Raw genomic sequence first — 6,899 nt, 5'->3', positions numbered from 1 at the left:
GGCTGCGGCGGGGCGCTTCCCGAGGAGGGGGCGGAAGCAGGCCTCGCACAGGAGCCTACCTTGGCGCCAGACGTCACGGCCGAGGCCCTCTGCCTGCCCACCGCCGCGGGCACCCAGCGGGTGAAGACGATTCTCCCCCCTTCGGAGCTGGGCATCCCGCGCTTCGCGATGGGGCCGGGGGCCTTCGTGGACTTCAAGGGGACGCTGCACTTCGCGGTGAACTTCGAGGACGGCCGCCGGGGCCTGTGGCGCAGCACCGGCACGGACGCGGGCACCACGCCGGTGCGGAGCTTCGCGGCGACGGCGGGCACCAGCACGCCGCGCCTGTCGCGGCTCGCCGCCACCCCGGCGCAGCTCTTCTTCCAGGCGCCGGACACGGTGCATGGCAACGAGCTGTGGGTGAGTGATGGGACGACGGCCGGCACCCGGCTGGTGAAGGACCTGACGCCGGGCACGGAGGACTCGTCCCTCACGCACCTGACGGCGACGGGCGCCACCGCGGTCTTCTTCCGGGAGGTGTTCGACACCACCGTCTTCACCACGCGCCACGAGCTGTGGAAGTCGGACGGCACCGCCGCGGGCACGGTGCGCCTGCGCGACTTCGGCACCAGCGTGGAGGTCAGCGCCCAGGACGCGAAGCAGGGCAACGCGCTGCTGTTCTTCGTGCGCGAGCTGGAGGGCGGCATCACCCTGTGGCGCACGGACGGCACCTCCGCGGGCACCGTGCAGCTGAAGTGGCTGGACGAGGGGCCCGACACCTATCCGAACGACGTGCGCACCTCTGGAGCGCTCACGCTCTTCAAGCTGGATGAGGAGAGCGGCCTGTCGGAGCTGTGGAAGACGAATGGCACGGCGGGCGGCACGCTGCGGCTGGCATCGTTCGGCTCCACGCGCAACATGCAGGTGCTGGGCGCGCTGGGTGCGTACGCGTACGTCACGACGACCTCCTACAGCACCCAGTACATGGTGCTCTACCGCGTACCGCTCGCGGGCGGGAACCCGGAGCCCGTCGTCACGCTGCCCAATGACTACGCGTCGCAGGGCCCGGCGTTCCCCCGCATCAACGCCGTGAGCCAGGCGCCCGGGGGCAAGAAGCTGTACTTCGCCGTGAACATCAGCAGCGACAGCCCGGCGCCGCGCGACACGCAGCTGTGGGTGACGAACGGCACCGCCGGGGGCACCACCCTGCTGCGCCGGCCGCTGAGCCTGTCGGACGAGTACAACTCGCCGGTGTACGCGGCGGCCGACAACCTGGTCTTCTTCAGCGCGTATCAGGCCTCGACGGGCATCGAGCCCTGGGTGAGCAACGGGACGCCGGCCGGGACGCGCCTCCTCAAGAACATCGGCGTGCAGCCCCAGCCGGACCCGTCCTCCTACCCGCGCGAGTTCTTCCGCCTGGGCAGCCGCGTCTACTTCAGCGCCTATGACGACACGCTGAACTCCCAGCTCTGGTCCAGCGCGCTCAGCAACACCTGCGTGGCGCCGGAAGACGCACAGTAGGCGCTCCCCCGCCCGCCTGGACTCCAGGCGGGTGACCGTGCCGGGCGGAGGCGTGGGTGTTAGACACCCGCGCATGCCCACCGTCAGTGACAGCGCGCGCAGCGCGGGACTCCGCCTCGAACGCAGCCGCGCCTCCCGTCAGTTCGAGGGCAAAGGCTTCCGCAACACCGCCCCCGTGGGGCCCGGCCTCCAGGGGAACCCGCTGCCGCTCCTGGGCGAGTATTTCTTCGGCGGCACGCAGCGCACGCCGCCCGCGCCGCTGCCGGTGGACGACCCGCGCGGCACCTGGGCGCGCGCACCGGACACCGGCCTGCGCGTCACCTGGCTGGGCCACAGCACCATGCTGCTGGAGGTGGACGGGGCGCGCGTGCTGACCGACCCCGTCTTCGGTGACCGGGCCTCGCCCGTGTCCTTCGCGGGCCCCAGGCGCTTCCACGCCACGCCCGTAGCGCTGGACGCGCTGCCGGACCTGGACGCGGTGCTGGTGTCGCACGACCACTACGACCACCTGTGCCGGAGCACCATCGCGGCGCTGGCGAAGCGGCGCGTGCCCTTCGTCACCGCGCTGGGCGTGGGCCGCCACCTGGAGGCCTTCGGCGTGGCGCCGGAGCTGATCACGGAGTTGGACTGGTGGGAGGAGCACCGCGTGGGCCCGGTGGCCTTCCGCGCGGCGCCCTCGCAGCACTTCTCCGGCCGCGGCCTGGGCGACCGCAACACGACGCTGTGGGCGTCGTGGGTCATCTCCACGGACAAGCACCGGCTGTTCTTCAGCGGCGACACCGGTCTCACGACGGAGTTCGAGGAGATTGGCCGGAGGCACGGCCCCTTCGACCTGGTGATGATGGAAGTGGGCGCGTTCCACCCGAGCTGGGCCGGCATCCACCTGGGCCCGGAGAACGCGCTCAAGGCGCACGCGATGCTGGGCGGCGGCCCGCTGATGCCGGTGCACTGGGGCACCTTCAACCTGGCGCTGCACGCGTGGGACGAGCCCGTGGAGACGCTGGTGCGGCTGGCCACGGAGCAGCAGGTGCGCCTCTTCACGCCGGGCCTGGGCCGGAGCCTGGAGCCCTCGCGCGTGGAGGGTGTGACGCCGTGGTGGCGCGACGTGGGCGAGCCCCGCCTCGTGCCCCGGCTGGCGCCGTGACGTGAGGACTCGACGCCCACCCGAGCCCCGGGCGTAGAGTCCTTGTCCATGCCCCGCGCCCCCCGGCTCCTTGTCGCGCTGCCCCTGGCCGTCCTGCTGTTGCCATTGCTGGCGTGCGACCCGGCGGCCGGGGCGCAATCCCAGACAGACGACCCGGCCCCCGCCGGGACGAAGAGCGCGAAGCGGGGGCTCGGGTATGGCTATCACTCGGCGGAGGACCTGAAGGCGCTCTCCCCCGGGATGAGCTGGTGGTACAACTGGTCGCCCCGCCCGGAGGCCGGCGCCGCCAGCGTCTACGTCTCCGAGAACGTCTCCTTCGTCCCCATGGCCTGGGGCGGCACGCCCACGGTGGCCCAGCTGGAGTCGGAGATTCCGGCGGGTGCCCGGTACCTGCTGGGGTTCAACGAGCCCAACTTCAAATCCCAGGCGAACAAGACGCCCCGCCAGGCCGCGGCGCTGTGGCCCGTGCTGGAGGAGGTCGCCCGCCGCAAGGGGCTCAAGCTGGTGTCCCCGGCGGTGAACTACTGCGGCGACTGCGTGACGGAGGACGGCGTCACCTTCGGCGACCCGGTGGTGTACCTGGATGCCTTCTTCAAGGCCTGCGCGGGCTGCCAGGTGGATGCCATTGCCATCCACTGGTACGCGTGCGACTTGAGCGCGCTCAAGTGGTACGTGGAGCAGTTCAAGAAGTACGACAAGCCCCTCTGGCTGACGGAGTTCGCGTGTGGCGACCTGAAGCCTCCCACCAGCATCACCGTGGACGTGCAGAAGAAGTACATGGTGGATGCCATTGGCTACCTGGAGACGGAGCCCGCCATCGAGCGCTACGCGTGGTTCTCCGGGCGCAACAACGAAATCCCCTCCATCAACCTGCTGGGCGCCTCCGGTGAGCTGACCGAGCTGGGCCGCCTGTACGTCACGCTGGCCGCTGGCGCCGCGAAGCCGTCTCCCTGAGAGCCCGGCAGGCAGGGGGCCTGCATTCGGGGTTTCGCGCGTTCCGGGTAGGATGCGCGCCCCATATGGAACTGCAAGCCGGAGATACCTTCGGACGGTATGAGTTGGTGTCCTGGCTGGGCCGGGGCGGGATGGCGGAGACCTGGCGCGCCCAGCTGATGGGGGCCGCGGGTGTCACCAAGTCCGTGCTCATCAAGAAGGTCCTCCCGGAGTACGCGGACGACGAGGCCTTCATCTCCATGTTCATCAGCGAGGCGCGCATCTCCGCCACGCTGTCGCATGGCAACGTCGCGCAGGTCTTCGACTTCGGGCAGGTGGAGGACGAGTACTTCCTCGCCATGGAGTTCGTCGACGGCAAGCCGCTCGACAAGGTGCTCAAGCGCGCGCTGAAGGCGGGCCTGGGCGCACTGCCCATTCCGGTCGCCGTCTTCGTCGCGATGGAGATGTGCCGGGGCCTGCACTACGCGCACACGCGCACGGATGGCAGCGGCCGGCCGCTGGGCATCGTCCACCGGGACATCTCCCCGGACAACGTGCTCGTCAGCTACGAGGGCCAGGTCAAGATCGTCGACTTCGGCATCGCCAAGGCGCAGCTGCAGCGCGGGTACAAGACGGAGCCCGGCGTGGTGAAGGGCAAGTACCTCTTCTTCTCCCCGGAGCAGGCGCGCGGAGAGGAAGTGGACGCGCGCACGGACGTCTGGGCCACCGGCATCGTGCTGTACGAATTGCTCTGCGCGAAGCTGCCGGTGGAGGGGCCGCCCCAGACGGTGATGATGAAGATTGCCCACGGGCAGGTCCCCGCGCCCACGGTGCTCCGGCCGGACCTGCCGGAGGAGTTGAACGACCTGGTGATGAAGGCGCTGGCTCCGGATGCGGAGCAGCGCTTCGAGTCCAGCCATGCGTTCGGGGATGCGCTGGCGGAGTTCCTCCATGCCCACTACCCGCGCTTCTCCTCGCTGAGCCTCGCGAGCCTGCTGCGGGTGCTGTTCCGCGCCGACCTGACGAACGAGGGCCGCGACCTGTCCGTGCCCAAGGCCTTCCGCGACGAGGCGAGGAAGTGGGGCGGGCCCGGGCTCGCGAAGCTCCTGGATGCCCCGCCGCCGGAGCAGGTCCAGACGCGGCGGATCGCGCGCGCCGCCGCGAAGCCGCCGCCCATCGACACGACGCAATCCGAAGCCCCCACGATTCCGTCGGGTCCCTCGCGCAAGGTGCTCTACGGGGCGAGCGCGGCGGGAGGCCTGGCCGTGGCGGGAGCCTGTCTCTGGCTCTTCGTCGGCTCCCGTTCACCGGAGCCCGTCGCGCAGCCCGCGCCCATTGCCCAAGCCGTCGCGGTCGCAGCCCCCGCCCCGAAGGTCGAGCCCGAACCGCCCGCGCCGAGCCCGGCGCCGAGCCCGGAGCCGGAAGCCGTGGCGGAGGTTCCGGTGGAGCGCCCCGCCGAGCCCGAAGCGGCACCGCCCGCGCACACCCCCCGGAAGTCCTCCGCCAGGCCTGTCCGCGCCACCCAGCGGGCCCAGGCAGCGGCTCCGGAGCCGGTCCCGGTCGTCGAGGACGTCGCACCGCCCACCATCGTCGCGGCCAATGCCGTCCAGCCGCCGCCTCCCGCCGTCGTGGAGGACGCCCCCGCGCCCAAGAAGGGCGTCTTCGGGCTGCTCGACTCCAAGCGGCAGGAGGTGCAGCAGAAGGTCGGCTCGCTCGTGAAGACGAAGCAGCAGGAGGTGCAGCAGAAGGTCTCCGGCCTGATGCAGAGCAAGGACTACGACGCGGCATTGGAAGCCGCCAATGACTGCGCTCAGAACAACCCGGGCGTGCCGGAATGCCATCTCATGCTCGGGGATGTCCACGCGAAGCTCAACCATCCGCGTGAGAGCACGCAGCACTACGAGACCTTCCTGAAGCTCGCCCCCGCGGACCATCCCCGCCGGGCGCGCGTCGTTGGGCTGCTTGGAAAGAGCGGCGCGGCGGACTGAGCGGGCAGGAGTTCCACTCGCGGACATCCCCAGCAGACAGGCGGGCGGAATGGCAGCCGTCATCCTGCCCTCCCCGGAATCTGGGCTTAGGATGCCCGCCCATGGCACTGCAAGAAGGCGACGTCTTCGGGCGGTATGAGCTGGTGTCCTGGCTGGGCCGGGGCGGCATGGCGGAGACGTGGCGCGCGCAGCTGGTAGGCGATGCGGGCGTGACGAAGCCTGTCCTCATCAAGAAGGTCCTTCCCGAGTTCGCCAACGACGAAGCCTTCACCTCCATGTTCATCAGCGAGGCGCGCATCTCCGCCACGCTGTCCCATGGCAACGTCGCGCAGGTCTTCGACTTCGGCCGGGTGGACAGTGAGTACTTCCTCGCCATGGAGTTCGTGGACGGCCAGCCGCTGCACCGCGTCCTCAAGCGCGCGGTGAGGAGTGAGCTGGGCGGGCTGCCCATCCCGGTGGCGGTCTTCGTCGCGATGGAGATGTGCCGGGGCCTGCACTACGCGCACACGCGCACGGACAGCAGTGGCAGGGCGCTGGGCATCGTCCACCGGGACATCTCTCCGGACAACGTGCTCATTGGCTACGAGGGCCAGGTCAAGATCGTCGACTTCGGCATCGCCAAGGCGCAGCTCCTTCGCGGCTTCAAGACAGCCCCGGGCGTGGTGAAGGGCAAGTACCTCTACTTCTCCCCGGAGCAGGCGCGTGGGGAGGAAGTGGATGCGCGCACGGACGTCTGGGCCACCGGTGTCGTGCTGTATGAACTGCTCTGCGGCAAGCTGCCCGTGGAAGGGCCTCCGCAGGTCGTGATGATGCGCGTGGCAAGCGGTGAGGTTCCATCCCCCAGCGTGCTCCGGCCAGACCTGCCGGAAGCGCTCAGCCGCATCGTCCGCAAGGCCCTGCATCCGGAGCGGGACCAGCGCTTTGAATCCAGCCACGCCTTCGCGGAGGCGCTCGCGGGGTTCCTGTACTCGAACCCTCCGGGGGTGTCCTCGCTCAGCGTCGCCCATCTGCTGCGGATGCTGTTCCGGGACGACCTGCTCGCGCAGGGACGCGAGCTGCCCGTTCCGGCCTCCTTCCAGGAGGAGTTGCGGTCGTGGAGCGAGGACGCCCCCGCACCCGAAAGGCCGTCCCCGCCTCCCAGGGCGCGGCTCAACACCGGAAGGCTCCCCCCGCCTGAGTCCCGCATCGAGGAGGTGGAGGCCCCCGCCGCGCTCGCGCCGCCTTCTTCGAGGAAGTGGGCGCTGGGGTTGAGCACCACGGGTCTGGCCATCGGCGCCAGCTGCTTCTGGCTCCTCACGTCCACCCCCCCGCCTCCCGAGCCTCCCGAGCCCCTG

Annotated in this window: 5 protein-coding genes; all 5 read left to right on the top strand. The window is 70.5% G+C overall.

Features of this window, described 5'->3' with window-relative positions; all coding sequences use genetic code 11:
• On the top strand, nucleotides 1-1,500 hold a 1,500-nt coding region (locus D7W81_RS38470; protein ID WP_120560332.1), incomplete at its 5' end, for an ELWxxDGT repeat protein.
• 73 nt (nucleotides 1,501-1,573) lie between these two features.
• Nucleotides 1,574-2,644, top strand: coding sequence for an MBL fold metallo-hydrolase (locus tag D7W81_RS38465; protein WP_120560331.1), 1,071 nt, complete (start codon nucleotides 1,574-1,576; stop codon nucleotides 2,642-2,644).
• Nucleotides 2,645-2,692: 48 nt separating this feature from the next.
• Nucleotides 2,693-3,598, top strand: a complete 906-nt coding sequence (locus tag D7W81_RS38460) for a glycoside hydrolase family protein (RefSeq protein ID WP_120560330.1) — start codon at nucleotides 2,693-2,695, stop codon at nucleotides 3,596-3,598.
• Nucleotides 3,599-3,663: 65 nt separating this feature from the next.
• A complete protein-coding gene (locus D7W81_RS38455) occupies nucleotides 3,664-5,565 on the top strand; it encodes a serine/threonine-protein kinase (RefSeq protein WP_120560329.1) in 1,902 nt (633 codons plus the stop codon).
• 101 nt (nucleotides 5,566-5,666) lie between these two features.
• Nucleotides 5,667-6,899 (top strand): serine/threonine protein kinase (locus D7W81_RS38450; RefSeq protein ID WP_208721647.1); only part of this gene is annotated, 1,233 nt, incomplete at its 3' end.

The sequence above is a fragment of the Corallococcus aberystwythensis genome (genome assembly GCF_003612165.1).
In the GTDB taxonomy this organism is placed as follows: Bacteria; Myxococcota; Myxococcia; order Myxococcales; family Myxococcaceae; genus Corallococcus; species Corallococcus aberystwythensis.
This window is presented reverse-complemented; position numbering and strand designations above follow the sequence as displayed.

Bases quoted from the DNA above. Each gene is read 5' to 3' on its own strand.
- D7W81_RS38455 (WP_120560329.1), top strand. From the start codon at position 3,664: ATGGAACTGCAAGCCGGAGATACCTTCGGACGGTATGAGTTGGTGTCC.
- D7W81_RS38465 (WP_120560331.1), top strand. From the start codon at position 1,574: ATGCCCACCGTCAGTGACAGCGCGCGCAGCGCGGGACTCCGCCTCGAA.
- D7W81_RS38460 (WP_120560330.1), top strand. From the start codon at position 2,693: ATGCCCCGCGCCCCCCGGCTCCTTGTCGCGCTGCCCCTGGCCGTCCTG.